Annotated in this window: 32 protein-coding genes; 18 read left to right on the top strand and 14 right to left on the bottom strand. The window is 72.0% G+C overall.

What is annotated here, in order from left to right:
* Positions 1-26: 26 nt before the first annotated feature.
* Genes ABEB12_RS38995 through ABEB12_RS38970 form a run of 6 tightly spaced genes read left to right on the top strand, consistent with a single transcriptional unit; the run spans position 27 to position 5,535 of the window.
* The gene (locus tag ABEB12_RS38995) at positions 27-1,364 is read left to right on the top strand and encodes an SAF domain-containing protein (RefSeq protein ID WP_185062191.1); all 1,338 of its coding nucleotides are present in this window, start codon (positions 27-29) and stop codon (positions 1,362-1,364) included.
* Entirely contained in the window at positions 1,364-2,350 is a 987-nt protein-coding gene (locus tag ABEB12_RS38990; RefSeq protein ID WP_185062190.1) for a thiamine pyrophosphate-dependent enzyme, read from the top strand. Before ABEB12_RS38995 ends, ABEB12_RS38990 begins: the two co-directional genes overlap by 1 nt.
* 8 nt (positions 2,351-2,358) lie before the next feature.
* Positions 2,359-3,366 (top strand): pyruvate dehydrogenase complex E1 component subunit beta, encoded by a 1,008-nt coding sequence (locus ABEB12_RS38985; protein ID WP_185063043.1) that lies wholly within the window; start codon positions 2,359-2,361, stop codon positions 3,364-3,366.
* Positions 3,360-4,487, top strand: coding sequence for a 2-oxo acid dehydrogenase subunit E2 (locus tag ABEB12_RS38980; RefSeq protein WP_185062189.1), 1,128 nt, complete (start codon positions 3,360-3,362; stop codon positions 4,485-4,487). Before ABEB12_RS38985 ends, ABEB12_RS38980 begins: the two co-directional genes overlap by 7 nt.
* Positions 4,487-5,212, top strand: coding sequence for a 2-C-methyl-D-erythritol 4-phosphate cytidylyltransferase (locus tag ABEB12_RS38975; protein WP_185062188.1), 726 nt, complete (start codon positions 4,487-4,489; stop codon positions 5,210-5,212). The genes ABEB12_RS38980 and ABEB12_RS38975 overlap by 1 nt, the downstream gene beginning before the upstream one ends.
* The gene (locus ABEB12_RS38970; RefSeq protein WP_345703528.1) at positions 5,209-5,535 is read left to right on the top strand and encodes a hypothetical protein; all 327 of its coding nucleotides are present in this window, start codon (positions 5,209-5,211) and stop codon (positions 5,533-5,535) included. Before ABEB12_RS38975 ends, ABEB12_RS38970 begins: the two co-directional genes overlap by 4 nt.
* Here the strand turns inward: ABEB12_RS38970 and ABEB12_RS38965 are convergent, their stop codons facing one another.
* The 3 genes from ABEB12_RS38965 to ABEB12_RS38955 are packed head-to-tail and all read right to left on the bottom strand — an operon-like array spanning position 5,536 to position 8,545.
* A complete protein-coding gene (locus tag ABEB12_RS38965; protein ID WP_185062187.1) occupies positions 5,536-5,973 on the bottom strand; it encodes a cupin domain-containing protein in 438 nt (145 codons plus the stop codon).
* On the bottom strand, positions 5,970-7,247 hold the full coding sequence (locus tag ABEB12_RS38960) for an MFS transporter (RefSeq protein WP_221498183.1): 1,278 nt from the start codon (positions 7,245-7,247) through the stop codon (positions 5,970-5,972). Before ABEB12_RS38960 ends, ABEB12_RS38965 begins: the two co-directional genes overlap by 4 nt.
* Positions 7,244-8,545 carry an MFS transporter gene (locus ABEB12_RS38955; protein ID WP_185062186.1) on the bottom strand — a complete coding sequence of 434 codons (1,302 nt, stop codon included), beginning with the start codon at positions 8,543-8,545 and terminating at the stop codon, positions 7,244-7,246. Before ABEB12_RS38955 ends, ABEB12_RS38960 begins: the two co-directional genes overlap by 4 nt.
* 116 nt (positions 8,546-8,661) lie before the next feature.
* Between ABEB12_RS38955 and ABEB12_RS38950 the strand changes: the two genes are divergently transcribed.
* Positions 8,662-9,024, top strand: coding sequence for a type II toxin-antitoxin system RelE/ParE family toxin (locus ABEB12_RS38950; RefSeq protein WP_185062185.1), 363 nt, complete (start codon positions 8,662-8,664; stop codon positions 9,022-9,024).
* A 28-nt stretch (positions 9,025-9,052) separates the two neighbouring features.
* Entirely contained in the window at positions 9,053-9,310 is a 258-nt protein-coding gene (locus ABEB12_RS38945; protein WP_185063040.1) for a helix-turn-helix domain-containing protein, read from the top strand.
* On the opposite strand, the gene ABEB12_RS38940 is transcribed toward ABEB12_RS38945, so the two are convergent.
* From ABEB12_RS38940 to ABEB12_RS38915, 6 genes are all read right to left on the bottom strand, one after another.
* Positions 9,287-9,586 carry a hypothetical protein gene (locus ABEB12_RS38940; RefSeq protein WP_185062184.1) on the bottom strand — a complete coding sequence of 100 codons (300 nt, stop codon included), beginning with the start codon at positions 9,584-9,586 and terminating at the stop codon, positions 9,287-9,289. The genes ABEB12_RS38945 and ABEB12_RS38940 overlap by 24 nt on opposite strands.
* Positions 9,576-11,024 carry an amino acid permease gene (locus ABEB12_RS38935; RefSeq protein WP_185062183.1) on the bottom strand — a complete coding sequence of 483 codons (1,449 nt, stop codon included), beginning with the start codon at positions 11,022-11,024 and terminating at the stop codon, positions 9,576-9,578. Before ABEB12_RS38935 ends, ABEB12_RS38940 begins: the two co-directional genes overlap by 11 nt.
* Positions 11,021-11,170, bottom strand: coding sequence for a hypothetical protein (locus ABEB12_RS38930; RefSeq protein WP_185062182.1), 150 nt, complete (start codon positions 11,168-11,170; stop codon positions 11,021-11,023). Before ABEB12_RS38930 ends, ABEB12_RS38935 begins: the two co-directional genes overlap by 4 nt.
* Before the next feature lie 28 nt (positions 11,171-11,198).
* Complete coding sequence (locus ABEB12_RS38925; protein ID WP_185062181.1) at positions 11,199-11,600, bottom strand: hypothetical protein; 402 nt, start codon at positions 11,598-11,600, stop codon at positions 11,199-11,201.
* Between the two features lie 3 nt (positions 11,601-11,603).
* Positions 11,604-11,906 carry a hypothetical protein gene (locus ABEB12_RS38920; RefSeq protein ID WP_185062180.1) on the bottom strand — a complete coding sequence of 101 codons (303 nt, stop codon included), beginning with the start codon at positions 11,904-11,906 and terminating at the stop codon, positions 11,604-11,606.
* A 212-nt stretch (positions 11,907-12,118) separates the two neighbouring features.
* Positions 12,119-12,823 carry an FCD domain-containing protein gene (locus tag ABEB12_RS38915; protein WP_185062179.1) on the bottom strand — a complete coding sequence of 235 codons (705 nt, stop codon included), beginning with the start codon at positions 12,821-12,823 and terminating at the stop codon, positions 12,119-12,121.
* Between the two features lie 120 nt (positions 12,824-12,943).
* Here ABEB12_RS38915 and ABEB12_RS38910 point away from each other — a divergent pair, with 120 nt between their 5' ends.
* From ABEB12_RS38910 to ABEB12_RS38890, 5 genes are read left to right on the top strand one after another with little or no spacing between them, the layout of a single operon-like run.
* On the top strand, positions 12,944-13,624 hold the full coding sequence (locus ABEB12_RS38910; protein WP_185062178.1) for a class II glutamine amidotransferase domain-containing protein: 681 nt from the start codon (positions 12,944-12,946) through the stop codon (positions 13,622-13,624).
* On the top strand, positions 13,612-14,337 hold the full coding sequence (locus tag ABEB12_RS38905; protein ID WP_185062177.1) for a glutamate synthase: 726 nt from the start codon (positions 13,612-13,614) through the stop codon (positions 14,335-14,337). Before ABEB12_RS38910 ends, ABEB12_RS38905 begins: the two co-directional genes overlap by 13 nt.
* A 12-nt stretch (positions 14,338-14,349) precedes the next feature.
* A complete protein-coding gene (locus tag ABEB12_RS38900; RefSeq protein ID WP_185062176.1) occupies positions 14,350-15,678 on the top strand; it encodes a glutamate synthase-related protein in 1,329 nt (442 codons plus the stop codon).
* Positions 15,671-17,026 (top strand): type III glutamate--ammonia ligase, encoded by a 1,356-nt coding sequence (glnT, locus tag ABEB12_RS38895; protein WP_185062175.1) that lies wholly within the window; start codon positions 15,671-15,673, stop codon positions 17,024-17,026. The genes ABEB12_RS38900 and glnT overlap by 8 nt, the downstream gene beginning before the upstream one ends.
* Before the next feature lie 15 nt (positions 17,027-17,041).
* On the top strand, positions 17,042-17,965 hold the full coding sequence (locus tag ABEB12_RS38890; protein WP_185062174.1) for an SDR family NAD(P)-dependent oxidoreductase: 924 nt from the start codon (positions 17,042-17,044) through the stop codon (positions 17,963-17,965).
* On the opposite strand, the gene ABEB12_RS38885 is transcribed toward ABEB12_RS38890, so the two are convergent.
* The 4 genes from ABEB12_RS38885 to ABEB12_RS38870 all read right to left on the bottom strand — a co-directional run bounded on the left by ABEB12_RS38885 (position 17,962) and on the right by ABEB12_RS38870 (position 19,610).
* Positions 17,962-18,204, bottom strand: a complete 243-nt coding sequence (locus ABEB12_RS38885) for a hypothetical protein (RefSeq protein WP_185062173.1) — start codon at positions 18,202-18,204, stop codon at positions 17,962-17,964. The two genes, ABEB12_RS38890 and ABEB12_RS38885, sit on opposite strands and share 4 nt — an antisense overlap.
* Before the next feature lie 214 nt (positions 18,205-18,418).
* Positions 18,419-18,586, bottom strand: a complete 168-nt coding sequence (locus tag ABEB12_RS38880; protein WP_185062172.1) for a hypothetical protein — start codon at positions 18,584-18,586, stop codon at positions 18,419-18,421.
* On the bottom strand, positions 18,586-18,999 hold the full coding sequence (locus ABEB12_RS38875; protein WP_185062171.1) for a hypothetical protein: 414 nt from the start codon (positions 18,997-18,999) through the stop codon (positions 18,586-18,588). Before ABEB12_RS38875 ends, ABEB12_RS38880 begins: the two co-directional genes overlap by 1 nt.
* A 23-nt stretch (positions 19,000-19,022) precedes the next feature.
* A complete protein-coding gene (locus tag ABEB12_RS38870; protein WP_345703527.1) occupies positions 19,023-19,610 on the bottom strand; it encodes a L,D-transpeptidase in 588 nt (195 codons plus the stop codon).
* A 243-nt stretch (positions 19,611-19,853) separates the two neighbouring features.
* On the opposite strand from ABEB12_RS38870, the gene ABEB12_RS38865 reads away from it, so the two are divergent.
* From ABEB12_RS38865 to ABEB12_RS38845, 5 genes are read left to right on the top strand one after another with little or no spacing between them, the layout of a single operon-like run.
* The gene (locus ABEB12_RS38865; RefSeq protein WP_185062169.1) at positions 19,854-20,558 is read left to right on the top strand and encodes a thioredoxin domain-containing protein; all 705 of its coding nucleotides are present in this window, start codon (positions 19,854-19,856) and stop codon (positions 20,556-20,558) included.
* Positions 20,555-21,388 carry a cytochrome c biogenesis protein CcdA gene (locus tag ABEB12_RS38860; RefSeq protein WP_185062168.1) on the top strand — a complete coding sequence of 278 codons (834 nt, stop codon included), beginning with the start codon at positions 20,555-20,557 and terminating at the stop codon, positions 21,386-21,388. Before ABEB12_RS38865 ends, ABEB12_RS38860 begins: the two co-directional genes overlap by 4 nt.
* A gap of 12 nt (positions 21,389-21,400) precedes the next feature.
* The gene (locus tag ABEB12_RS38855) at positions 21,401-22,465 is read left to right on the top strand and encodes a substrate-binding domain-containing protein (RefSeq protein ID WP_185062167.1); all 1,065 of its coding nucleotides are present in this window, start codon (positions 21,401-21,403) and stop codon (positions 22,463-22,465) included.
* A gap of 18 nt (positions 22,466-22,483) precedes the next feature.
* A complete protein-coding gene (locus ABEB12_RS38850) occupies positions 22,484-23,368 on the top strand; it encodes a carbohydrate kinase family protein (RefSeq protein ID WP_345703526.1) in 885 nt (294 codons plus the stop codon).
* Positions 23,365-24,276 (top strand): pseudouridine-5'-phosphate glycosidase, encoded by a 912-nt coding sequence (locus ABEB12_RS38845; protein ID WP_185062166.1) that lies wholly within the window; start codon positions 23,365-23,367, stop codon positions 24,274-24,276. Before ABEB12_RS38850 ends, ABEB12_RS38845 begins: the two co-directional genes overlap by 4 nt.
* Here the strand turns inward: ABEB12_RS38845 and ABEB12_RS38840 are convergent.
* Positions 24,273-25,148 (bottom strand): MBL fold metallo-hydrolase, encoded by an 876-nt coding sequence (locus ABEB12_RS38840; RefSeq protein ID WP_185062165.1) that lies wholly within the window; start codon positions 25,146-25,148, stop codon positions 24,273-24,275. The genes ABEB12_RS38845 and ABEB12_RS38840 overlap by 4 nt on opposite strands.
* Positions 25,149-25,218: the final 70 nt, after the last annotated feature.

The following is a 25,218-nucleotide window of genomic DNA, read 5'->3' as shown; positions in this document are numbered from 1 at the left end:
GGGATTGCTCGACGGGGAGGTTCTGCATGAGCTACGTCGACCGACTACGGGCCAGGGAGCGTGAGCTCGGCCGGCCCGTGCGGGTCGGCCTGGTCGGCGCCGGGCAGATGGGCCTGGGCTTCGTGGCCCAGGTCGGCCGGATGCCGGGGATGGAGGTCGCGGCGATCGCCGAGGTCGTTCCGGAGCGGGCCGAGCGGGCCTTCCAACGTTCCGGCAGGACGGGTCCGGGCGGGTCGGACAAGGCGGTGGCCGACCCGGCCGACGGGGCCGCCGCGATCGCCGCCGGGCGCCCGGTGGTCGTATCCGACGCGCTGGCCCTGACCCGGCTGCCGGTGGACGTGATCGTGGACGCCAGCGGGGTGCCCGAGGTGGGCGCCAACGTGGCCTTCTCCGGGCTGATGGCCGGCAAGGACGTGGCGCTGCTGAACGTGGAGTGCGACGTCACCGTCGGCTACCTGCTGGCCACCCTGGCCGAGCGGGTCGGAGCGGTGTACACGGTGTGCCGGGGCGACGAGCCGGTGGAGTGCCGGATCCTGGTCGACTACGTGCGGGACCTGGGCTTCGAGGTGGTCTGCGCGGGCAAGGGCAAGAACAACCCGCTGGACCCGACGGCCACCCCGGCCAGCCAGGAACAGCGGGCGGCGGCGATCGGTGCCAGCCCGAAGATGCTGGCCAGCTTCGTGGACGGGTCCAAGACCATGATCGAGATGGTCGCGCTGGCCAACGCCACCGGCCTACGCGTGGCCCGCCGGGGGATGACCGGGCCGGCGGCCACCGTGCCGAGCCTGGCCCAGGTGTTCCGCCCGGAGGCCGACGGCGGGGTGCTCACCGCGCGCGGGGTGGTCGACTACTGCACCGGCCCGGTCGCCCCGGGGGTGTTCGTGATCGGCTACTGCGACGACCCGGTGGTCATGGACGAGATGGCCTACCTGGGCATGGGCCAGGGGCCGTACTACTCCTTCTACCGGCCCTACCACCTGGCCAGCGTGGAGGCGCCGCTCTCCGTCGCCCGGGCCGTGCTGGACCGCGCCCCCAGCCTGGTGCCCCGGTACTGGCGGGCCGAGGTGCTCGCGGTGGCCAAGCGGGACCTGCGCGCCGGCGAGCCGATGGACGGCATCGGCGGGCAGACGGTCTACGGGCTGGCCTCGGACGCCGAGTCGGCCGCGCGGGAGGGCCTGGTGCCGCTCGGGCTGGCCGCCGGCGGGCGGGCCCGCCGGGACGTGCCGGCCGGCACCCTGCTCAGCCACGAGGACATCGCCGTCGACCAGTCCAGCACCATCGCCACGCTGCGCCGGTTGCAGGAGGCGCTGCTCGCCGGCCAGGAACCGGCGCTGTTCGCCGGGTTGCCGGTTAAGGCCGCGTGATGGGCCTGCTGGACGACCCGGCCCGGGCCGAGCAGGCGCTGATCACCATGTGGACCATCCGGCGGTTCGAGGAGGCGGTGGACGAGCTGTTCGCCCGCGGCCTGATGCACGGCACCATGCACCTGTCGATCGGCCAGGAGGCCTCGGCCACCGGTGTCTGCCTGGCGCTGCGCCCGGACGACTACATCACCTCCACCCACCGGGGCCACGGGCACTGCATCGCCAAGGGCGCCGACCTGACCCGGATGATGGCCGAGCTACTGGCCAAGGACACCGGCTACTGCCGGGGCCGGGGCGGCTCCATGCACATCGCCGACGTGGCCACCGGGAACCTCGGCGCCAACGGCATCGTGGCCGGTGGGGTGCCCATCGCGGCCGGCGCCGGGCTGGCGGTCCAGGCGCGCGGCGGGGACCAGGTCGCGGTGAGCTTCTTCGGCGACGGTGCCACCAACGAGGGGGCCTGGCACGAGGGGGTCAACCTGGCGGCGGTGTGGGACCTGCCGGTGGTGTTCGTCTGCGAGAACAACCGGTACGGCATGTCCATGTCGGTGGAACGCGCCACCCGGGTGGCGCAGCTGGCCGAGCGGGCCGCCGGCTACGGCATCCCCGGCGTCACCGTGGACGGCAACGACCTGGTGGCGGTGCACGAGGCGACCACGGAGGCGGTGGCCCGCGCCCGCCGCGGCGAGGGGCCGACCCTGATCGAGGCGCTCACCTACCGGCACAAGGGCCACTCGAAGAGCGACAAGAACCTCTACCGCACCCGCGAGGAGATCGCCCAGTGGCGGGAGCGGGACCCGATCCTGGCCTTCGAGGAACGCGCACGCGGCCTGCTCACTGAGGAGCGGATGGCCACCTGCCGGGACCGGGCGCGGGACGACGTGCGCGGCGCCGTGCGGGCCGCCGGCTCCGCGCCGGACGCCCGGCCGGATGAGCTGCTGGCCGGCGTGTTCGCGTCCCCGGAGCACGTGGGGGTGCCCCGGTGACCGCGACCATGCCCGCCCCGGCGCGGGCCGGCACCCGGACCATGGCCTACGCCGAAGCGGTCCGGGAGGCGCTGGCCAGTGCCCTCGAGTCTGATCCCCGGGTGTTGCTGCTGGGCGAGGACATCGGGGTCTACGGCGGCGCGTTCGGGGTCACCGGCGACCTGGTGCACCGGTTCGGCGCGGACCGGGTGCGGGACACCCCGATCAGCGAGCTGGGCATCGTGGGCGCGGCGGTCGGCGCCGCCCTGGCCGGCATGCGGCCGATCGTGGAGATCCAGTTCTCCGACTTCACCGCGCAGGCCATGGACCAGATCGCCAACCAGGCCGCGAAGATCCACTACATGCTGGGCGGGGCGGCCAGCGTGCCGCTGGTGCTGCGCGCCCCCGGCGGCTCGGGCACCGGGGCGGCGGCGCAGCACTCGCAGAGCCTGGAAGCCTGGTTCGCCCACGTACCCGGGTTGAAGGTGGTCATGCCGGCCACCCCGGCGGACGCCAAGGGCCTGCTGCTGGCCGCCGTGGACGACCCCAACCCGGTGATCGTGCTGGAGCACAAGCTGCTCTACCGGCAGTCCGGCCCGGTGCCGGAGGGCGCCTACCGGACCCCGCTGGGCGTGGCCGAGGTCCGCCGGCGGGGCGCCGAGCTGACCATCGTGGCCACCGGCGTGATGGTGTCCCGCGCACTGGAGGCCGCGGACCAACTGGCCGGCGAGGGCATCGAGGCGACCGTGGTCGACCCGCGCACCCTGACCCCGCTGGACACCGAGACCCTGCTCACCGAGGTGGCGGCCACCGGCCGAGCACTGCTGGTGCAGGAGGCACCCCGAACGGCCGGCTTCATGGCCGAGGTGGCCGCGCTGGTCGCCGAGGGCCGGGCGTTCGGGCACCTGCGCGCGCCGGTGCGCCGGCTGTGCGGCCTGGACGTGCCGATCCCGTACGCTCCGGCCTTGGAGCGGGCCGCCGTGCCCCAGGTGCCGGACATCCTGGCCGCCGCGAGGGAGCTGGTCCGGGAATGGTGAGCGGGTCGGAGGTACCGCTGGTCATGCCGAAGATGTCCATGACCATGACCGAGGGCATCCTGGTCGAGTGGTGCCTCGAGCCGGGGGACGAGGTGTCCGCCGGCGACGTGGTCTGCGTGGTCAGCACCGACAAGGTGGACATGGACGTCGAGTCCCCCGTAGACGGCACCCTCACCCGCCTGACCGCCCACCCCGATGACGTAGTGCCCGTAGGCACCCCCCTCGCCTACCTCCAGACGGAATCCGAATCCCTCCTGGACCCCGAAACCCTGATTCAGTCGGTTGAGCAGGCTGATTCAGTCGGTTCAGCACACCGGTTCAGTCACTCCGGGCGGTCGGTGGCGGCGGGATCGTGGCCGGTGGCGGTGCCGTTGGCCCGCCGGCTGGCCCGGGAACGCGGGGTGGACCTGGCCGCGGTGGCCGGGACCGGCCCGGGCGGGGTGATCCGGGTGGCCGATCTGCCCGGTGCCGCCGCCACCCGGCGGGACGCGTTCGCGCGGTCGATGACCGCCAGCCTGGCCGTCCCACAGGTCGTGGCCTACCGGGAGATCGACTTCACCGAGTTGGCCGCCGCACGGGCCGGCCTCGGCTGGACCGGGCTGCTGGCCCGGGCCTTCGCCGGGGCGCTGCGCGCCGACCCGGTGCTGAACGCGCGGTTCGAAGCCGGCCGGGCCACCCGGCTGGACTCGGTGGGCGTCGCGGTCGCCGTGCCCACCCCGCGCGGCCCGTTGGCCCCGGTGCTGCGCGACCCCGACGGGCTGCCCGCCCGCGAGCTGGACGCCAGGCTGCGCGCGCTGGCCGGGCGGGCCCGGCTGGGCCGGCTGAGCGCCGCGGACCTCGGTGCCGCCGGCGGCACCCTGACCAACCTGGGCGGCCGCGGCGTGGACGCCTTCGAGACGCTGGTTACCCCGCCCCAGGCCACCGCGCTCACCGTCGGCACCATCGGCCCGAAGCCGGTGGTGGTCGGCGGCGCCGTGGCGGTTCGGGTGCGAGGCATCGTCGGGCTCGCCGTGGACTGCCGGGTGGGTGACGGCACCGACGCGGCCCGCCTGCTGGCCGAGCTGGCCCGCCGGGTGGCCGACCCGGCGACACTCGGGCTGCTCGCGGAGGTGGCGAGCTGATGGCGCGCCGGGGCACGGTGGCCGGGATCGTCCTGGCCAGTGGCGGCGGCACCCGGTTCGGCGCCGGGCACAACAAGGTCTACGTGCCGCTGGCCGGCCGTTCGGTGATCTCCTGGTCGGTCAACACGCTGATGGCCATCCCGGACGTCGGGCCGGTGGTACTGATCGTTCGCCCGGAGGACCGCAAGCGGGTGGACTGGGTACTGGACCGGGAGATCGAGCGCCCCGGGGTGGAACTGGTGTACGGCGGGGCCACCCGTCAGGAGTCCGAGCTGTGCGGGCTGCGCCACCTGGCCGAGCGGATCCACGGCCGAGAGGTGGACGTGGTGCTCATCCACGACGGCGCCCGCCCGCTGATGAGCCGGACCCTGGCCAACCGGATCATCCGGGCCGCGCGGGACGCCGGCGGCGCGATCCCCGGCCTGCCCAAGGACGACCTGGTCCAGGTCTCCTCGGACGGCGGCTGGCTGGACGGCGCCGCGCCCGACGGGCTGGTCGCGGTGCAGACCCCCCAGGCCTTCCATGCCGCGCCGCTGCTGGCCGCGTACGAGGAGGCGGCCCGGGTCCGGTTCGACGGCACCGACACCGAGTCCTGCGTGCAGCGGTTCACCGACCTGACCACCCGGTGGATCGTCGGCGAGCCGCACAACATCAAGATCACCTACCCGCACGACCTGGTGGTCGCGGAACGGGTGATCGCCGACGCCGGGGGAGGTGGCAGGTGACCGAGCCGGTCCCGGCGATGCTGGACTGCCCGCACTGTGGCAGGCCGACCGAGCACGAGCTGCGCTACGCCGGCCGGTTGCTGGTGTCCAGCGGCTGCACGGTGTGTGGTCGGAGCATCGACCTGGACGTGCGCCGCCGGTACGTCGCCGACCTGGCCGGCCGGATCCGCAGCAAACCGCGCCGGCTGGTCCGCCGGCTGCGCCGGCACCCGGTGGCGTTCTCCGCCGGGTTGCCGCGCAGCACGGCGGCGAAGCCGCTCCGGGTGTACGAAGAGATCAAACTGGTGTTGGCCGCCGCCGAGCGGGCTCGCCGCCGCGGCTGACTACCCTCGGCTCTCGTCCGCCAGCCGGAAATCGGCGAAGTCGAACCCGGGGGAGACCAGGCAGCTGACCAGGCCGGTGGTGTCGGCGGGCAGCGTGCGCTGCCAGGTCCCGGCCGGCACCACGGCCTGCGGCGCCGCCGCGTCCAGCACGACCCGCTGGCCGTCCACCGGGCGATCGCCCCGACCGCCCAGCTGAAGGGTGACCGGGCCGGCACCGTTCCAGATCCACACCTCGTCCGAGGCCACGGTGTGCCAGGCGGAGCACTCCCCGGGCGGCAGGCAGAACAGGATCAACGTGGCGGTCGGGCGCACCCTGACCGAGCCGTCCGGACCGACCAGGCGGACCGTTTCCGGGGAGGTCCAGGTGCGCCGGTACCAGCCGCCCTCGGGATGCCGGGCCAGGTCGTGGCGCTCGGCCAGCTCCGGGCTTTCACTCACCGGCGGGTGACCGTTTCGCGCATGAGCGCCACCGGCACCAGCGCGACCAGGCACGCGGCGGCCAGCATCAGGTAGTCCCAGGTGAAACCGTGGTGGTCGATGATCCAGCCACTGACCGCCGGCACGATGGCCCCGGAGACGCCGAGCGCGAGGCCGATCACCAGGCCCATCCCCGACGACGCCGCTCGAGGGGTGGAGTCCACGACCAGAGCGTAGGCCACCGGGAACGGCGAGTTGCGGAAGATCCCCCAGGCCAGCAGCACCAGCCAGGCGGAGACCGGCCCGGAGATGAAGATCATCGCCAGCACGGTGGCGGTCCAGCCGACGCAGATGATGGACAGGGAGAACTTCCGGCCTAGGTGGTCCGACAGCGTGCCCCACACCACCTGGCCGATCCAGCCGGTGATGCCCGAGGCACCGGACACCACGGCCGCCCCGGCCAGCGAGAAGTCGGCGTGTTCGGTCAGCTGCACGGTGAGGAACGCGGTCACCCCGGTCTCCGCCCAGAGCAGGCAGAACGCCAGCCCGACGCCGCACTGCACGTTCCGGTGGACCAGCGCGTCGCGCACCGCGCGGAACGGGTTGGTGAACCGCCGCTCCTCGTCCGCCGGCACGGCCGGGGTCAACCGGTTCCGCTCGATCCAGGCGTTCACCTTGGCCAGGTTGTCCCGGGTGCCCAGTTTCAGCTGGGCGATCATGATCGGCACGGCGATCAGCGGCAGCCAGAGGAAGGCGTCCCGCCAGGTGCCGGCCACCAGCACCCAGCCGATCAGCACCGGCCCGAGCAGCTGGCCGATCGGGAAGCCGGTGTGGTGCACCCCGACTGCGAAGCCGCGGTCCTCCTTCTGCCACCACTCGCCGATCAGCGCCACGTTCACTGGCTCCATGCCGCCGGTGCCGATGCCCATCACCACCCGCCAGGCGCGCAGCGCGTCGATGCCCCTGGCGTACGCGGTGGCGATGCTGGCCACGCAGGTGACCAGCACGGTCACCACCCAGGTGCGCGCCCGGTGGTGACCCCGGCCGAACACGTCGCCGAGTACCCCCAGCAAGATCGCGCCGACGAAGGTGCCCACGAAGGACAGCGAGACCAGCAACCCGGCTTCGGTCTTGGTCAGGCCGAACTCGTCGATGATCCCGGGCAGCACGGTGGGCAGGATGGCCCGGTCGATCGAGGTGATCAGGATGGCCAGCGAGGAGACCAGCAACATCCACCAGGAGATCGGGTGCGCGCGGGGCAGCCACCGGCGCACCGGCGTGGGGGTCTCGGTCATGCCTCGGCCAGCTCCTCGTTGCGGGCGGCGTAGACCGCGACAATGGTGATCAGCTCGGCGATCACCAGGTAGCCGGCCACCAGCCACGGGGCACCCGCGGCGAGGCCGACCAGTGCGGTGGCGATCAGGGGGGTGGGGCCGGCGACCAGCATGCCGTTCAGCTCCCGCGCGGTGGCGATCCCGGTGTAGCGGTACCGGGTGGCGAACAGTTCGGAGAGGAACGCGCCCTGGGCGCCGGACATGGCGCCGAAGCCGATCCCGTACCCGGCCATCATGGCCAGGGCGACCAGCACCGGCTGCCGGGTCTGCAGCAGCCCGAAGAACGGGAACGCCATGACCGCGACGAACGCCGCGCCGAAGATGAACACAAACCGCCGGCCGACCCGGTCCGCCAGCATGCCGAACAGTGGCGCGGCCACGATTCCGGTGATCGCGGCGAGTACCACGGCGGTCAGCCCGACCGTCTTGGACATGCCCAGCGTGCCGGTGATGAAGGACAGCGCGAAGGTGTTCAGCACGTAGGCGTTGGCGTTGTGCCCGGTGATGGAGAGGAAGCCCAGCGCGACGCTCTTGCGGCGTTCGCGCAGCACCTGGCCGAGCGGGAGCTGGCCGCGTTTGGCCTCCTCGCGTGCGACCTCCAGGAACGCCGGGGTCTCACCCAGCCGGCTCCGGATGTACAGCGCCACCAGGAAGATCAGTGCACTGGCCAGGAACGGTATCCGCCAGCCCCAGGAGAGCAGGTCGGCCTCGGGCAGCTGGGCGACCGCCGCGAAGCTGAGCGTGGCCAGCAGCAGCCCGGCGGCGGTGGCCGCGTTCGGGATGGCGGTGTAGTAGGCGCGGCGGTTGCGCGGGGTGTACTCGGCGACCAGTGTGATCGCGCCGGCCAGCTCCGCGCCCGCGCCGAACCCCTGCAGCAGCCGCAGCAGCACCAGCAGCACCGGTGCCCACACCCCGACCTGCGCATACGTGGGCAGCAGCCCGATCAGCACGGTGGACGCACCCATCAGCACGATGGTCAGCACCAGCGCCGGCCGGCGGCCGAACCGGTCCCCGATGTGCGAGATGATGAACCCGCCGAGCGGCCGGGCCAGGAAGCCGACCGCGAAGGTGGCGAACGCGGCCAGCGCGCCGACCAGCGAGCTGGTCTGCGGGAAGAACAGCTTTCCGATCACCAACGCGGCCGCCGCGCCGTACAGCGCGAAGTCGTACCACTCAATGACCGTGCCGACCGTGCTAGCCGCTACCGCGCGCCTAATCTCTTGCTGGTCAGGTACCTGCGCAGTCCGCTCTGCCCCCATTATCGGGACACTAGTTGTGTCCCACAACACAGGTCAACGGATTCTGTCTACAATCTCCCTGATTCGGCAATGGGGCACCCAGTTGTCGGCTGAACTGCCGGTATAGCGTTGATGCTATGACATGGGGTACGGTGGAGCTCGAGCCTGAGGTCCGTCTGTGGCTCGAGGGACTGCCGACTGATCACTTTGCTACCGCGGCGTTCTATATCGACCTGTTGGCGGCTCGAGGGCCGACCCTCGGAGAGCCATATACGCGCCAGTTGGATGGAAAACTCAGAGAGCTGCGGTTTCATCTCGAGCGACGGGCCGTGCGGGTCACGTATTGGATCGTGACGGGACGACGGATCGTATTGCTGACCGTGTTCACGAAGTCGCGGATGCGAGAAGATCGAGAGGTGGATCGGGCACGACGGGCGCTCGCCCGATGCCTCGCTGAGGTTCACACGGTGGAGGAGGGTGTTGACGTTGTTGAGCAATGAGTCTTGGGCGGGCGTACGCGAGCGTCGAATGGCGGAGCCGGGTGCGGCGGAGGCGTACGAGGCGGCTCGGCTGGCCTTCGAGTTGGGGGCCGCAGTGAGAGAGTTGCGCCTGGCGCGGGGGTGGAGCCAGGCTCAGTTGGCGGCTGCCGCGGACATGACCCAGTCGGCCGTGGCGCGTTTCGAGGCCGGGGGGACCACGCCAACCTTGCCCGTGCTGAGCAGGATCGCCAATGCACTGGACGCGGACCTGACAGTCCGCGTCTCACCTCGGACCGGCGCTGCCTGAACCCGCCGACCGCTCGGCGAGCGGGTTGAATCTGGCCGCCGCCCGGGCCGCCGCGGTGCGGTAGGCGTCCATGACGCTGATCGCGTAGACGAACAGCCCGCCGGCGTAGCGGCCGAGGAAGGAGTGCTCCGGCGTGGTCAGGTGATAGGTGATCACGCCGAGCAGCACCATGTAGCAGACGAACACCAGCCCGCGCACCGGCGCACGGTTCAGCACCTGCCCCATGCCGGGCAGCACGATCGCCACGCCGAGCACCACAAACGGTTTAGTAACCACGGGGCCTCGGCAGGTCGGCGGTGAACTGAGCGCCCCGGCGGACGAACCGGTAGCGCCGCCGGACGAACCACACCGAGGCGAGGAAGTAGAACGCCAGGATAGACAAGAGCGCGGTCCCGTAGCCGAGGAAGGTAGCGAAGAAGACCAGCCCGGACAGTGCGATCAGGGCCACCGCCGGCGCCGGGTGCATCGGCAGCACGTAACCCCGTTCGATCTCCCCGAGCGGCCAGAGGCGGCGGAACCGGATGAAGTTCGGCCCCATGAAGCTGTACATCAGCAGCCCGGACAGGATCGAGAAGGTGATCACCGTGGCGAGCAGCGTCGGCTTGTTCAGCAGCACCGGCAGCAGCGCGAACGCGATCGCCACCGGGACCAGGAACACGATGGACCGGAACGGCGTGTGGTAGCGGGGATGCACCGCGCCGAACCACTCCGGCAGGTAGCGGTCCCGGCCCATGGAGAACCAGGCCCGGGAGGCGTCGTTGATGCAGCCGTTGGCCGAGGCGAGGGTGGCGAACAGCGTACCGATCAGCAGCAACACCACCAGCAGCCCGCTGCCGCTGACCCGGGCCGCGTCGAACAGCGGGGTGATCGCGGTTCCGAGGTAGTGCCAGGGCAGCAGCGCGGCGCACACGTACCAGGTCAGCCCGGCGGCCACGATCAGCGTCATCATCCCGGCCATGCTGCCGATCGGGATCGAGCGCGGTGCCGAGCGGCACTCCTCGGCGGCCTGCGCGGTCCCCTCGATGCCCAGGTAGAACCACATGCCGAACTGGCAGGCGGCGATCGCGCCCATCCAGCCGTAGGGCAGCCCGTTGTCCAGGCTGCCGATCAGCCCGGACAGGTGCAGCTGGCCCTCCGGCTGCCAGCCCTGGACGCCGAGGAAGAGCACGATGATGGTGACGAAGGCCAGGCCGGTGATCACGAAGTTCAGCGTCAGCGTGGCCTGCACGCCCCGGTAGTTCAGCCAGGCCAGGGCCAGGATGGCCAGCGTGGCGAACGGGTAGGGGGACAGCTCCTCGGCGCTGCCCATCAGGTTGCCCAGCGTGGTCAGCAGGTAGCTGAGCACGTTGGCGTTGGCCGCCTCGAGCATGGTGTAGGCCAGGGTCAGGTAGAGGCCCACGTTGAACGCCATCAGCGGGCCGATGGTGTGCTTGGCCTGCGCGTACTGGCCGCCGGCCGCTGGGATCGCCGAGGTGATCTCGGAGTTGATCATCACGATGCAGGTGTAGAGCAGGCCGACCACCCAGGCGGCGATCAGGGCGCCGTACATGCCGCCCTTCTCCACCGCGAAGTTCCAGCCCATGAACTCGCCGACCAGCACGATGCCCACGCCCAGTGCCCAGATGTGCATGGGGGAGAGCACCTTGCGCAGCGCCGGTCGCTGCTCGGTGGCCGGCCCGGCGGTCGGCTCGGCGCCGGGAGCGTCGGTACTCATTTCGGCTCCTCGCTCGGTTCGGCCACGTTGATCAGTTGGTCCTCGCTGTACCGGCGGCCCACCCGGACCATGTCCAGCAGCAGCCACCCGGCGATCAGTGCGCTGAGCAGCCAGGCGATCAGTTCCAGCACACCCGCGGCGCTCATTTCTCGCCTCGCAAGCTCGGCTCGGCACTCATTCCCGTGCTCCTTCCCGGGGGCCGAACCGTTCCTCGACGACCTCCCGGTACTCCCGGAACGAGGCCCGGTAGACGAAGCCGAGGTAGGCGGCGAGCAGCGCGGCGGTGCCGAGCAGCGCCCACACGTCGATCGCGTACTTGTCCGCGTTGTTCTGGTGCGACTCCACCGAGGCGTTGATCGCGGCCAGGTCGGCGGTGCCCGAGTCGATCATCTTCTGGTACTGCGCCCGCTCGGCGTCGTTGATCGGCAGCTCGGCCAGCGGGCGGGCGGCGGTGTCGCCGGACGCGGCCTCCTGCACCAGGTAGGTGGTGCCGAACAGGGTGGCGAAGATCAGTACGAGCACGGTCACCGCGTCGATCAGCTGGCCGCGCTTGGACTGCACCGGTGGCTGGTACACGGCTCACCACGGGCCCTGGGCGCGCAGCTCGCGCCTTCGGTCGGCCAGCAGCACGTCATCCCGGTAGATCGCCTCCCGGTTCGCCGCGTAGCTGCGCAGCATGGCCAGCACCGAGGCGGTGTTGAACGCGCCGAGCAGCAGCGCCGAGGCGAGCAGGACGACGGTGATGGCCGGGCTGGGCGCGGTGGCACTGGCCACCACACAGAGGAAGATCAGCACGGCCCACATGAGGACCGTGAACGAGATGGCCAGGACCCGGTCACGCCGGGCCAGCTGGGCGATCCGCGAGCTGAGGGAGGGTGGCACGGGCGCCTCCGGATGCCGGGGTGCGGCGGCGCCCGAGTTCCACATGATGCACTCGCGCGCCGTTGCTCGAGGTGCGGTTCCTTACGACATTGGTCCGAGGTCCAGACCTCGGACCACCGGGCACATGGGACCACCGCGACGCGGAGCGTGTCAAGCGCGCGGAGCCTGCTTGCCGAGCGTGCGCCGAGTTAGCCGCACGCTCGGAGACGCGATCACTCGGTGGGGGCGGAGCCGAACACAATGTCCCGCAGCTGGGCGCGGGTGTGCTCGATGTGCTCCCGCATCCGCGCCGAGGCGGCCTCCGGGTCGCGTCGTAGTACTGCCTGGTAGATGGCCAGATGGTCGCGCACCGACTCCTGCACCGGGTCGATGAACGGAAGCAGGTCGTGGGCCATGAATAGCTCGCCCCGGGCGGCCTCGATGCCGGCCTCCAGCCGGGCGTTCCGGGCCGCGCGGGCCAGTGCGGTGTGGAACCGGGAGTCGGTCAGCCGGAAGGCGGCCCGGCCCTCGGACCTTTCCAGCTCCTCGATCGCCGTGCGCAGCGCGGCCAGGTCCCGCTCGTCCCGGCGCAGCGCGGCCAGCCGGGCACTGTCGGTCTCCAGCGCGATGCGGAAGTCGATGATGTCGTCGAACTCGCCGGACTCGGTGCGCATCTTGGCCCGCCACCGGGCGACCGGCTCCTCCAGTTCGGTCACGTAGGTACCACCCTGGGCGCCCCTCCGGACCTGCACGTATCCGTCCCGCTGCAGGATCTTTAGGGCTTCCCGCAGGCTGATCCGGGCCACGCCGAGCTGCTCGGCGAGCTCGCGCTCGGGTGGCAGCCGGTCGCCGGGGCCGACCTCGCCGAGGTGGATGAGGCGCCGCAGATGATCCGCGACCGCCTGGGTCAGCGTCTGCGAGGTCACCTCGGTGGGCATGCCCCGAGTTATACGCGGTCACCCAGAGTTAACACCAGTCGTTCACCCGGCGGTATTGACAGAAAAGGTCTTAGGTTCGAACCTAGGACCAATGCTCGGAGGCCGGAGGGAGCGCGGCACGTGTGTGGGATCGTCGGGCTGCACCTGAAGAAATCGGAGCTGTATCCGAGGTTGGGCGAGCTGCTGGTTCCGATGCTGGAGGCGATGACCGCCCGAGGGCCGGACAGCGCGGGCGTCGCGCTCTACGGGGACTCCGGCATGGAGGTGATCAAGGACGTCGGGCATCCGGCGGAGATCTGCGCCCGGTACGGCGTGGTGGACCGCGCCGGTTACCAGGCCGTCGGGCACACCCGGATGGCCACCGAGTCCGCCGTCACCACCGACGGCGCTCATCCGTTCACACCGCTGCCTGACCTGGCGCTGGTGCACAACGGGTCCTTCTCCAACTACGCCACCGTGCGCCGCCGGCTGGCCCGAGCCGGCATCCACTGCGAGACGCAGAACGACTCCGAGGTGGCCGCCCGGTTCATCGGGCAGCAGGTGACCGCCGGCGCGGACCTCGGCGACGCCATGCGCATGGTGCTCAAGGAGTTCGACGGTTTCTTCACCCTGCTGGTGACCACCGGCGACGAGTTCGCCGTGCTGCGCGACTCGTTCGCCTGCAAGCCCGCCGTGATCGCGGAGACCGCCGACTACGTGGCGATGGCCTCGGAGTACCACGCGCTGGCCGAGCTGCCCGGCATCGAGCAGGCGCGGATCCGCGAGCCCGAGCCGGAGACGGTGTACGCATGGCGGCGGTGAACTCGGCGTTGAACTCGGCCCGGCGGGAAACGCTGCCGGACCAGGTGGTGCGGATCGACCTAGCCGCCGGCTCATCGGTGCGCGAGCTCAACGCCCAGCTGCACGCGCCCACCGCCGAGCGCTACGAGGTCCACCACCCGCGGGGCGAGCACGCGGTCGCCGCCGGGCTGCGCCACCCGTTGACCGTGGACGTCCACGGCCACGTGGGCTACTACTGCGCCGGCATGAACCAGCTGGCCGAGGTGACCGTGCACGGCAACGCGGGCACCGGGGTGGCGGAGAACATCATGTCCGGCACGGTGCGGGTGCGCGGCGACGCCTCCCAGTCCGCCGGCGCCACCGGGCGGGGCGGGCTGCTGGTGGTGCACGGCGGCGCATCGATGCGCTGCGGCATCTCGATGAAGGGGGTGGACATCGTGGTCGGCGGGGACGTCGGCCCGATGAGCGCGTTCATGGCGCAGGCCGGGCGGCTGGTGGTGGGTGGCGACGCCGGCGACGGGCTCGGCGACTCGATCTACGAGGCCCGGCTGTACGTGCGCGGCCGGGTCGGCACGCTGGGCGCGGACTGCGTGGAGAAGCCGATGCGCGAAGAGCACCGCAAGGAGCTGGCCGGGCTGCTCGCCGCGGCCGGCCTGGCGCACGACCCGGACGAGTTCCGCCGCTTCGGCTCGGCCCGCCGGCTCTACCACTTCGCCGCGCACAACACCTACTGAAGGAGGGCGACCTTGACCGCACCGTACGGCCGGCGCGAGTCGGCCACCTTCGACCGGGCCACCATCGCCGGCATCCAGCGCGCCGCCGAGACCGGCGTCTACGACATCCGGGGCTGGGGCGCGAAACGCCCGCTGCCGCACTTCGACGACCTGCTGTTCCTCGGCGCCAGCATGTCCCGCTACCCGCTGGAGGGCTACCGCGAGCGGTGCGACACCGACGTGGTGCTGGGCGACCGGCACGCCGGCGCACCGCTGCACCTGGACATCCCGGTCACCATCGCCGGCATGAGCTTCGGCGCGCTGTCCGCCCAGGCCAAGGAGGCGCTCGGGCGGGGCGCGACCGAGATGGGCACCTCCACCACCACCGGCGACGGCGGGATGACCCCGGAGGAGCGGGGCCACTCCAAGCACCTGGTCTACCAGTACCTGCCCTCCCGGTACGGGATGAACCCGGATGACCTGCGCGCCGCCGACGCCATCGAGGTGGTGCTCGGCCAGGGCGCCAAGCCGGGCGGCGGCGGCATGCTGCTCGGGCAGAAGATCAGCGACCGGGTGGCCGGGATGCGCACCCTCCCGGCCGGCATCGACCAGCGCAGCGCCTGCCGGCACCCGGACTGGACCGGGCCGGACGACCTGACCATCAAGATCCTGGAACTGCGGGAGATCACCGACTGGGCCAAGCCGATCTACGTGAAGATCGGCGCCACCCGGACCTACTACGACGTGAAGCTGGCCGTCGCGGCGGGCGCGGACGTGGTGGTCGTGGACGGCATGCAGGGCGGCACCGCCGCCACCCAGGAGGTGTTCATCGAGCACGTCGGGATCCCGATCCTGGCGGCGATCCCGCAGGCCGTGCGGGCGCTGGACGAGCTGGGCGTGCACCGGAAGGTCCAGCTGATCGTGTCCGGCGGCATCCGCACCGGGGCCGACGTGGCCAAGGCGATGGCGCTGGGTGCCGACGCGGTCGCCATCGGCACCGCCGCACTGATCGCCCTGGGCGACAACCACCCGCGCTACGACGAGGAGTACCGGGCGCTCGGCACGGCCGCCGGCTACTACGACGACTTCCAGGACGGCCGGGACCCGGCCGGCATCAACACCCAGGACCCCGACCTGGCCGCCCGGCTGGACCCGATCGAGGGCGGCCGGCGGCTGGCCAACTACCTGCGGGTGCTGACCATGGAGGCGCAGACCCTGGCCCGGGCCTGCGGCAAGGCCCACCTGCGCAACTTGGAGCCGGAGGACATGGTCGCGCTGACCATCGAGGCGGCGGCGATGGCCGGGGTTCCACTGGCAGGCACTGATTGGATCCCAGGACAGCAAAGGAGCAGCCATGGGTGACGGCCGCGGAGAACTTGCAGCGCGAGCGGACGAAGATGGCATCGAGTTCTTCCTGGCCATGTTCGTGGACCTGCACGGCAAACCGTGCGCGAAGGCGGTGCCCCGGGCCAGCCTGGACCTGCTGATGGACGGCGGGGCCGGGTTCGCCGGATTCGCCGCCGGGGACCTGGGACAGGGGCCGGCGGACCCGGACATCAACGTGCTGCCGGACCCCGCCTCCTACACCAGGGTGCCGTGGAAGGACGGCATCGCGGTGCTGCACTGCGACCCCTATGTGGCGGGTGAGCCGTGGCCGTACGCGCCGAGGGTGATCCTGAAGCGGCTGCTGGCCGACCTGGAGCGGGACCGGGGCTGGGTGCTCAAGACCGGCGTGGAGGCGGAATACTCGCTGCTGCGCCGCACGCCGGACGGCGGGCTGGATTTCGCCGACGCCCTGGACCGCGCGGACAAGCCCTGCTACGAGGTCAAGGGACTGACCCGGATGTGGGACTTCCTGTCCACCCTGTCCAAGCACATGAACGAGCTGGGTTGGGGCAACTACGCCAACGACCACGAGGACGGCAACGGGCAGTTCGAGAGCAACTTCGACTACTCGGACGCGGTGACCACGGCGGACCGCACGGTCTTCTTCCGCTACATGGTGCACATGCTGGCCCACGACGCCGGCATGACCGCCACCTTCATGCCCAAGCCGTTCAACTCGGTGACCGGCAACGGCCTGCACACCCACCAGAGCCTGTGGACCACCGGAGGCGAGCCGCTGTTCGACAGCGACTCGGACCCGCTGGGCCTGTCCAAGCTGGCCTACCAGTACATCGGCGGGCTGCTGGACCACGGGCGCGCCTCGGCCGGGGTGATCTGCCCGTCGGTGAACTCCTACAAGCGGATCGGCGCCGGCGCGCCCAACTCCGGGGCCAGCTGGGCGCCGGCCTACGTGGCCTACGGCGGGAACAACCGCAGCCTGATGCTGCGGGTCCCCGAGGGCGGCCGGGTGGAGCACCGGGGCGTGGACGGCTCGGCCAACCCCTACCTGGCCCCGGCCGCGATGCTGGCGGCCGGGCTGGACGGCATCGACCGCGGCCTGGACCCCGGCGAGCAGGTCACCGACAACCTGTTCGCCCTGCACCCCGACGAGGTGGCCGCCCGGGGCATCAGCGCGCTGCCCAAGACCCTGGACCACGCGGTGCGGGAGCTGGTGGCCGACCCGGTGCTGCGTACGGCCCTGGGCAAGCTGCCGGACGGAACCGACTTCATCGACTACTACGGCGGGGTGAAACAGGCCGAGTTCGACGCCTACCACGCGACCGTTTCCCAGTGGGAGATCGACCGCTACCTGACCCTGGCCTGATCTAGTGTCTTGGCCATGAGTCTCGTGAAGACCCCGTTCGGTTTCACCAGCACCGCCGCCGAGGTGGCCGAGGGGGCGGACCTCACCGGCCGCCGGGTGGTGGTCACCGGGGCCGCCTCCGGCATCGGCGTGGAGACCGCCCGGGCGCTGGCCGGCACCGGCGCCGAGGTGACCATGGCGGTGCGCGACGTGGCGGCCGGCGAGCGGGTGGCCAAGGAGATCGCCGACGGCGGGCACCCGGCGCCCGGCGTGGCCGCGCTGGACCTGGCCGAACCGGAGTCGGTGGCGGCCTTCGTGGCCGGCTGGGACGGCCCGCTGCACGTGCTGGTGAACAACGCCGGCGTGATGGCCTGCCCGGAACAGCGCACCGCGGCCGGTTGGGAGATGCAGCTGGCCACCAACCACCTCGGCCACTTCGCCCTGGCCCTGGGGCTGCACCGGGCGTTGGCCTCGGACGGCGCCGCCCGCGTGGTCTCGGTCAGCTCCAGCGGTCACCAGCTGTCACCGTTGATCTTCGACGACCCGCACTTCCTGTTCCGCCCCTACGACCCCTGGCTGGCCTACGGGCAGTCCAAGACGGCGAATGTGCTGTTCGCGGTGGAGGCCACGCGGCGCTGGGCGCGCGACGGCATCACGTCCAACTCGCTCATGCCGGGCGCGATCCGCACCAACCTGCAGCGGCACACCGGGGGAGTGGGCAGCGGGGGCACGCCGGCGGAGTGGTTCAAGACGGTCGAGCAGGGCGCGGCCACCTCGGTGCTGCTGGCGGTGTCCCCGCTGGTGGCGGGCATCGGCGGGCGCTATTTCGTGGACTGCAACGAGACGGAGACGGTGGACCGCCGGACCGGCGACCTGGGCGGCGTCGCCCGCTACGCCCTGGACCCCACCAACGCGGACCGCCTCTGGGAGTGGTCGGAACGGTGGGTGAGCGGCGGTTAGTCCTCGCGCAGCGCGGAGCGGAAGCGCTGCTGGGCGCCCTGTTTGGTGGTGCCGTAGACGCCGCCGATCTGGGCCCAGGTGCCGCCCTGGTCACGCAGTTCGGCCACGGCGGCCAGCTCCAGCTGCTCGGCCGCCTCGCGCAGCCGCCGCGCGGCGGCGAGCCGGTCGACCGCGCCCTCCGTCGACTCCACCGCTTCCAAAGCCCGCCGGACCTGCTTCAGGGACCCCTTCGCCGCCACGCCGGGAATGCTAACCCTATTGGTGGGGGTCAACCACCCATTGACCTCCGTCAATGCTAGGTTGACGTTCGTTGGTCAACAGTCAGTTGACCCGGCCGGCCGGAGGGAGGCGGACATGGCTAAGAAGAAGAAGGGCAAAAAGGGCAAGAAGAAGAAGTGAGCCCGCGCCCGTGAATGCTCGCCTGACCCGGGGCCAGGCATTACCGGCCTCGGGTCAGGCGATGCGCGGCTTGGCCTTGGCGATCGCCTGGACCACCGGGTCGACCGCCTGGCCGTTCTTCTCGGCCAGCTCCGCGAGCAACTCGGCGGCGTCCTTCTCGGCCTGGGTAACCCGGATGCGTGCGTGGGTCCGGTTCACGTCGGCGACGCGTTCCTTGGCCATCACTGCCCTTCCGACGGCGGTTCCTGGACTACCTCGAACTCAATGGTACGACTCTTTTCCAGCTCCCGGTACAGCTCGGTCGGCTCGGCCAGCACCGCCCTGAGCACCGCCTGGATGAACGCCAGGTCGGCCTCGGTCTGCAGCAGCGGCAGGCGGCTCATCGCGCGCAGCGTGGCGATGCCCAGCTCGTCGGCGCGCGGGTTCTCCCGGTCGACGGCCAGCTCGGCGGCCCAGCGGACGGTCCGCAACAGCTCCTCGCGCCGGGCCCGGACGTCTAGCTCCCGGGCGCCCACCCGGGTCACCCGGTGCCCGATGAACACGCCGAGCAGCGGCAGCACGAGGGCCCCGACCCCGGTCGCAATGGCGAACCAGGTCGGAACCGCCGCCGTGGCCTGCTGGGCCAGCCCGATCATGCGTGCTCCCGGGTCAGCCCCGGTCAGTCGTCGCTGTCGTCGTCATCGTCGCTGTCGTGGTCGCCGTCGTCCTCGTCGTCGCTGGGCGAGTACTCACCCTTGCGGGCGGCCAGCTCCTGGGAGCCCTTGACCACCTGCACCTGGTCACCGACCTGCAGGTAGTTGAAGAACGCCTGCGCGTCCGCGACCGGCAGGTGGATGCAGCCGGCCGAGGAACGGGCCGGGTCGCCGCCGTGGAACGCGATGCCACCGTCCTCGAAGAACACCGCCCACGGCATGGGCGCGGGCTGGCCCTTCTTCGGCCCGGACTGGATGCGCGACTCGGTGCTCTTGTAGTCCTTTTCCTTCTTGTAGACCCGCAGCGAGTGGCCGATCGGGGTCTCCTTGCCGTTCCCGCCCGAGGAGATCTTGATCGGGCCGCGCATGATCTTGCCGTCCTTCACCAGCCAGGCCTTCTGCGACTCCAGGTCGACGCAGGCCTTGGTGGTGACCGTGCAGGCGAGCCCAGGAACCAGCGCCGTCTGGTGGGCCTGCTTCGCCGCGTCGGAGAACTCGGAGTCGTCGGCCAGCGCCGCACCAGCAAAATAGGTGGTCAGACCCACCGTGCTCACCGTGAGCACGATGAGCGCGCGTGTGCCCAATCGCCGACTTCTGGTCATTCCTGCCCCTCTGCCCCGTCCGTCCCGGGGGTCGCTTCTCACCTTCTCTACATGGATTGACGCGCGGGAAGCCGGGAGGTTGCGGTTCTGAGGAAAAATTTCGAAGTGACCTGAGACGGGGACCGGGTTCGGCGGGCCCGGGCGAACAGGGAATGCTGCCCGGTAGGTGGCCCCGGGGCGGAGGACGGTGCGGAGATGACGGGTACGGAAACCAACCGGGCGGGGCTGGGGATCGGCATCGCGCTGGCCGTGGTGCTGCTCCTCGGGGTGATCAGTTTCGCCAGCGGCAAGCCGGCCGAACCGGCCGCCGGCGCCCATGCGATGAGCGACGCTTCGAAGGCCAGGTCGGAGGCGGCCCGGCGGATCCCCGGCGACCCACTGGCCCTGGGGGACCCGGCGGCGCCGGTCGTGCTGGTCGAGTTCGCCGACTACAAGTGCCCGTACTGCGCGGTGTTCGCCGAGCGGGTCGCGCCACCGTTGATCGACCAGTACGTCAAGACCGGCAAGGTCCGGGTGGAGTGGCGTGACTTCAGCTTCCTCGGCCCGGACTCCACCCTGGCCGCGGTGGCGGCCCGGGCCGCCGGGCGCCAGGGGAAGTTCTGGGACTTCCACGATGCGCTGTTCGCGCAGCACAGCGAGGGAACGGTGGTGTGGTCGCACGCGACGCTGATCGGCCTGGCCGAACAGCTCGGCCTGGACAAGGCGCGGTTCCAGCGTGACCTGGCCGACCCGGCGCTCTCCGCCCAGGTGGATTCGGACAAGGCGGAGGGCGTGCGGCTGGGGGTGAACAGCACACCGACCGTGCTGATCAACGGGAAGCTGATGTCCGGCTCGCTGTCGGTCGCCGAGTACCAGCGGGCCATCGAGACGCTGCTGGCGCACGCCGGCACCAACCGTTGACCGACGTCGGCTACCTGGCCGCGCTGCTCGGTGGGGTCCTCGCCCTGCTCAGCCCGTGCAGCGCGCTGTTGCTGCCGTCCTTCTTCGCGTACGCGTTCGCCGGCGGCGGCCGGCTGGTCGCCCGGACCGGGGTGTTCTACCTGGGGCTGGCCGCGACCCTGGTGCCGCTGGGGGCCGGGTCCGGGGCGCTGAGCGGGCTGTTCGCCACGCACCGGGAGACGCTGATCCGGGTGGCCGGTTGGGTGATCATCATCTTCGGCGTGGCGATGATCCTGGGCCGGGGGTTCGTGTTCGGTCCGGCGGTGCGGTTGCAGCAGCGGTTCGCCTCGCGCGGCGGTTGGCTGGGCGTGTTCGGGTTGGGCGCGACCTACGGGCTGGCCGGGTTCTGCTCCGGCCCGATCCTCGGTGCGGTGCTCACCATCGCGGCGGCCGGCGGGCAGCCGGCGCGCGGTGCGGCGCTGCTCGCGGTGTACGCGCTGGGCATGGCCGCCCCGCTGTTCCTGCTGGCGGTGGTGTGGGAGCGGTGGCGGATCGGCGAGCGGGGCTGGCTGCGCGGGCGGGAGATCGCCGTCGGACCGGTGCGGCTGCACACGACCAGCCTGGTGTCCGGGCTGCTGTTCGTGGCGATCGGTGTGCTGTTCCTGCTGTTCGACGGCACCGGGACGCTGGGCGAGGTGCTGGGGCTGTCCCTCGGGGCGGACTCCGAGTTGGCCGCGCAGCGGGCCGTGGGCGGGTTCGGGTCGAGGGTGCCGGACCTGGTGGTGCTCGGGCTGGCCGCCCTGTCGATCATCGGCGTGGTCGCCTGGCGGGCCCGCCGACGGACCACATAACCTATCTGCCCAGTGAGGAACGGGAGGCGCCCGGTGGCGGCGAACAACCCGTCGCCCCGGGTCCAGGGGCGGCGCCCGACCGCGTCGGACGTGGCCGCCGAGGCCGGCGTCTCGATCGCCAGCGTGTCGCTGGTGATCAACGGCAAGGCCGAGGGCCGGGTGGCGACGCGGACCCAGGAACGGGTCTGGCGGGCGATCAACAAGCTGGGCTACGTGGTGGACTCGGCCGCCCGCAGCCTGGTCACCGGCCGCCGGCAGTGCATCGCGCTGGTCGCGCCGGACCTGGGCAACCCGTTCTTCACGCAGGTCGCCGCCGGCGTGGCCAAGGCGCTGGGCGGGGAGTACCGGCTGCTGCTCGCGGTCTCCGGCCCCGAGCGGGAGGAGCCGGACCTGGCCCAGCTGGTCGGGTTCGGCGTGGACGGGATCCTGCTGGAGTTCCCCGGCACCCGGGTGGACACCCGGCAGATCGGCTGCCCGGTGGTGCTGCTGGACGAGCCGGTCGCTCCGCCGGAGCTGTCCCGGGTGCACTTCGACACCGCCCCCGGCGCGTGCGCGCTGGTGGACCGGATCGTCGAGCTCGGCCACCGGCGGGTGGTCTACCTGGACGCCACCCGGGAGGGACAGACCTTCGCCACCCGGCGGGCGCAGGTGTGTGCGCGGCTGGCCGCGACTCCGGGTACGGAAGTGATCGAGGCGCGGGCGAACATCACGGTGGACGCGGCCCGTGCGCTGGTCGCCGAGGAGTGGCCGGGCTGGCGGGCGGCCGGGGTGACCGCGATGATCGCGGCGGCCGACCTGCTGGCCTACGGCGCGCTGAGCGCGTTCACCGGCCTCGGGGTCGCGGTGCCCGGCGAGGTGTCCATCGGCTCCTTCGACGACCTGCCGTTCTCCGAGATCACCTCGCCGCCGCTGAGCACGGTCCGGCTGTCGGCGTTCGACCTCGGGTACACGTCGGCGGGCATCCTGCGCGAGCTGATCGCCGACGGGGGCGGCGACCGGCCGAGGGTGCGGGCGCTGGGCACCTCGCTGGTCGAGCGGGCATCGCTGGGGCGGGCGCGGTTGCAACCCTCAGGTTAAGCGCATAACTTCGGTGCCGTGCCCAACCTGGAGAGTGGCCCGCTGGTGGTGCTCGGCGATCTCGTCGAGGACGTCGTGGTGTGGCTGGCCGGCCCGCCGCGGGTGGGCACCGACAACCCGTCGCGGGTGTACCGCACCCGGGGCGGCAGTGCGGCCAACGTGGCGATGTTCGCCGCGCCGCTGGTGCCCACCCGGTTCGTCGGCCGGGTCGGGGCGGACCCGCTCGGTGACGCGCTGGTCGACCGGCTGCGGGACGGGGGAGTGGACGCGCGGGTCCAGCGCGGCGGGCGCACCGGCAGCATCGTCGTGCTGGTGCACCCGGACGGGGAGCGCACCATGTTTCCCGACCGGGGTGCCAGCGCCGACCTCGGCCCCGTCCCGGTGGACTGGCTGCGGGATGCCCGCTGGTTGCATCTGCCGGCGTACGCGTTGAGCGCCGAACCCTCGGCCGGCAGCGCTCTGGCCGCGGTGCGCGCCGCCGCCTCGGCCGGGTGTGCTGTGTCGCTGGACGCATCCTCGACGGCGTTCCTGGTCGAGTACGGCGCCAGCCGATATCGTGATCTTATCGCGGAGATCCGACCAGCCGTGCTGTTTGCCAATGCGGCCGAGGCCGCGGTACTGGGCCTCGCCGACCGGCGGCCACCCGCCGGGTCCGTTTTCGTGATCAAAAATGCCGCCGACCCCACGGTGGTGGTGCGCGACCGAGGTGAACCGCTCCGCCTGCCGGTCCCCGCCCGGCGCGCGGCCAGGGACAGCACCGGGGCCGGTGACGCGTTCGCCGCCGGCTACCTGGCCGCCGCCATGGCCGGGCGGAACGTCGCCAACTCGGTCCGGGCCGGCCACCACCACGCCGCCCGAGTGCTGGACGCGCCGGGTGCCAACTTCAGCCTGGAGGTCTCGTGACCAGCGGTCCGATCAACCTTTCCGACGAGGTGGCCACGGCGGTCGCCGAGGGCGCGCCGGTGGTGGCACTGGAGTCCACCATCTTCTCCTCCCTCGGCCTGCCCGCCCCGCACAACGCCGAGGCGCTGAGCCGGTGCACCGAGACGCTGCGCCGGCGCGGGGTGGTTCCCGCCGTGGTCGCGGTGCTGGAAGGCGCCTGGCAGGTGGGGCTGAGCCCCGCCGAGGAGAAACTGATCATGGACGGGGAACACAAGGTCGCCGAACGGGACCTCGCGGTGGCCGCCGCCCAGGCCTGGCCGGTGGGCGTGACCACGGTGTCCGCCACGCTGGCGGTGGCCGAGCGGGCCGGCATCGGGGTGTTCGCCACCGGCGGCATCGGTGGCGTGCACCGGGGAGCCGAGCTCACCGGCGACGTCTCCGCCGACCTGGACGCCCTGGCCAACCACCCCCTGGTCACCGTGTGTGCCGGGGCAAAGGCCTTCCTGGACCTGCCCCGCACGCTGGAGTACCTGGAGACCGCCGGCGTGCCGGTGCTGGGCTGGCGGCACGACGAGTTCCCGGCCTTCTACACCCGGTCCAGCGGGCTTCGGGTGCCACACCGGGTGGAGAGCGCGGAGGAGGTGGCGGCGGTGCTGGCCCACCGCGCGCGGCCGCGCACCGGCGTGCTGCTCACCGTGCCGATCCCGGAGGCCGAGGAGCTGGACGGCGCCGCGCTGGCCGCCGACCTGGACGCCGCGCTGGCCGCCGCCGATGCGGCGAAGGTGACCGGCCCGGCGGTCACCCCGTACGTGCTGGCCCGGCTGGAGGCGGAGACCGACGGGGCGAGCGTGCCGGCCAACCTGGCACTGGCCGAGCACAACGCCGAGGTGGCCGCCGAGGTGGCGCTCGCGCTGGCCGCGCGACGCTAACCCGCGATCGGGCGCCAGGCCGGGCGGTCGTCGGCCGGGTGGACCTCGCCGAACTGGACGTCGGCGAAGTGCACGCCGAACCCGAGGGTGTCCGGCTTGGCCAGCTCGGCGATCAGTCGCCGGCGGGACTCGACGGCCTGGCGGGGGTCGTAGTCCGGCCAGGCGTGCCAGTCCGGGCGGTCCACCTGCGCGGCGGTGTGCAGGGCGTCCCCGAAGGCGATCAGCCGGCGCCCGCCGGAGGCGATGACGAAGCCGGTGTGGCCGACGGTGTGGCCCGGGCTGGGCAGCGCGCGCACCCCGGGGAAGACCTCCTCGCCCGCCTCGATCCCGCGCAGCGAGGTGGCCAGGGTGTCCAGCGCCTCACGGGGCGTGCCGGCCCGCTCGGCCAGCTCCCGCTCGGCCCATTCCCGCTGGTCGACGAGGAACTTCGCGCCGGGGAAGGTGTCGGCGACGCCGGCCCAGCCGACGTGGTCGCTGTGCAGGTGGGTGAAGGCCACCGCCTCGATGCTCGCCGGGTCCCGGCCGATCGCGGCCAGGCTGTCCAGCAGCGCGCCGCCCGTGGCGCCGCCGACCGGTGTGCCGGCCACCGGGCCGGCCTCCACCCGGCCGATGCCGGCGTCGATCAGCAACGCCCGCTCGTCCGCCTCCACCAGCAGCCCGCCGATGCTGGCCACCAGTTGGCCCCGCTCGTCCAGGTGCTCGGGGTGCGCGGCCCAGTCGGCGTCCGAGCTGTGCGGGAGCCACCCGCGCGCATCGAGGCCGACCGCGCCGTCGGGCAGGTAGGTGATGGTCAGCTCGCCGATCCGCACCGAGCGCGTCTCCGCCGGTCGCCGGTAGCGCTCGCGCGCCGTGTCCGTGATGCCGTTCGCCATGCCGTCGAGCGTAAAGTTCCAGCTTGAATGATTCAAGCTATAAATATGTTGGCTTGATGCATCCGGCTAG

The sequence above is a fragment of the Actinospineispora eucalypti genome (assembly GCF_039543365.1).
Classification (GTDB): domain Bacteria; phylum Actinomycetota; class Actinomycetes; order Mycobacteriales; family Pseudonocardiaceae; genus Pseudonocardia; species Pseudonocardia eucalypti.
This window is presented reverse-complemented; position numbering and strand designations above follow the sequence as displayed.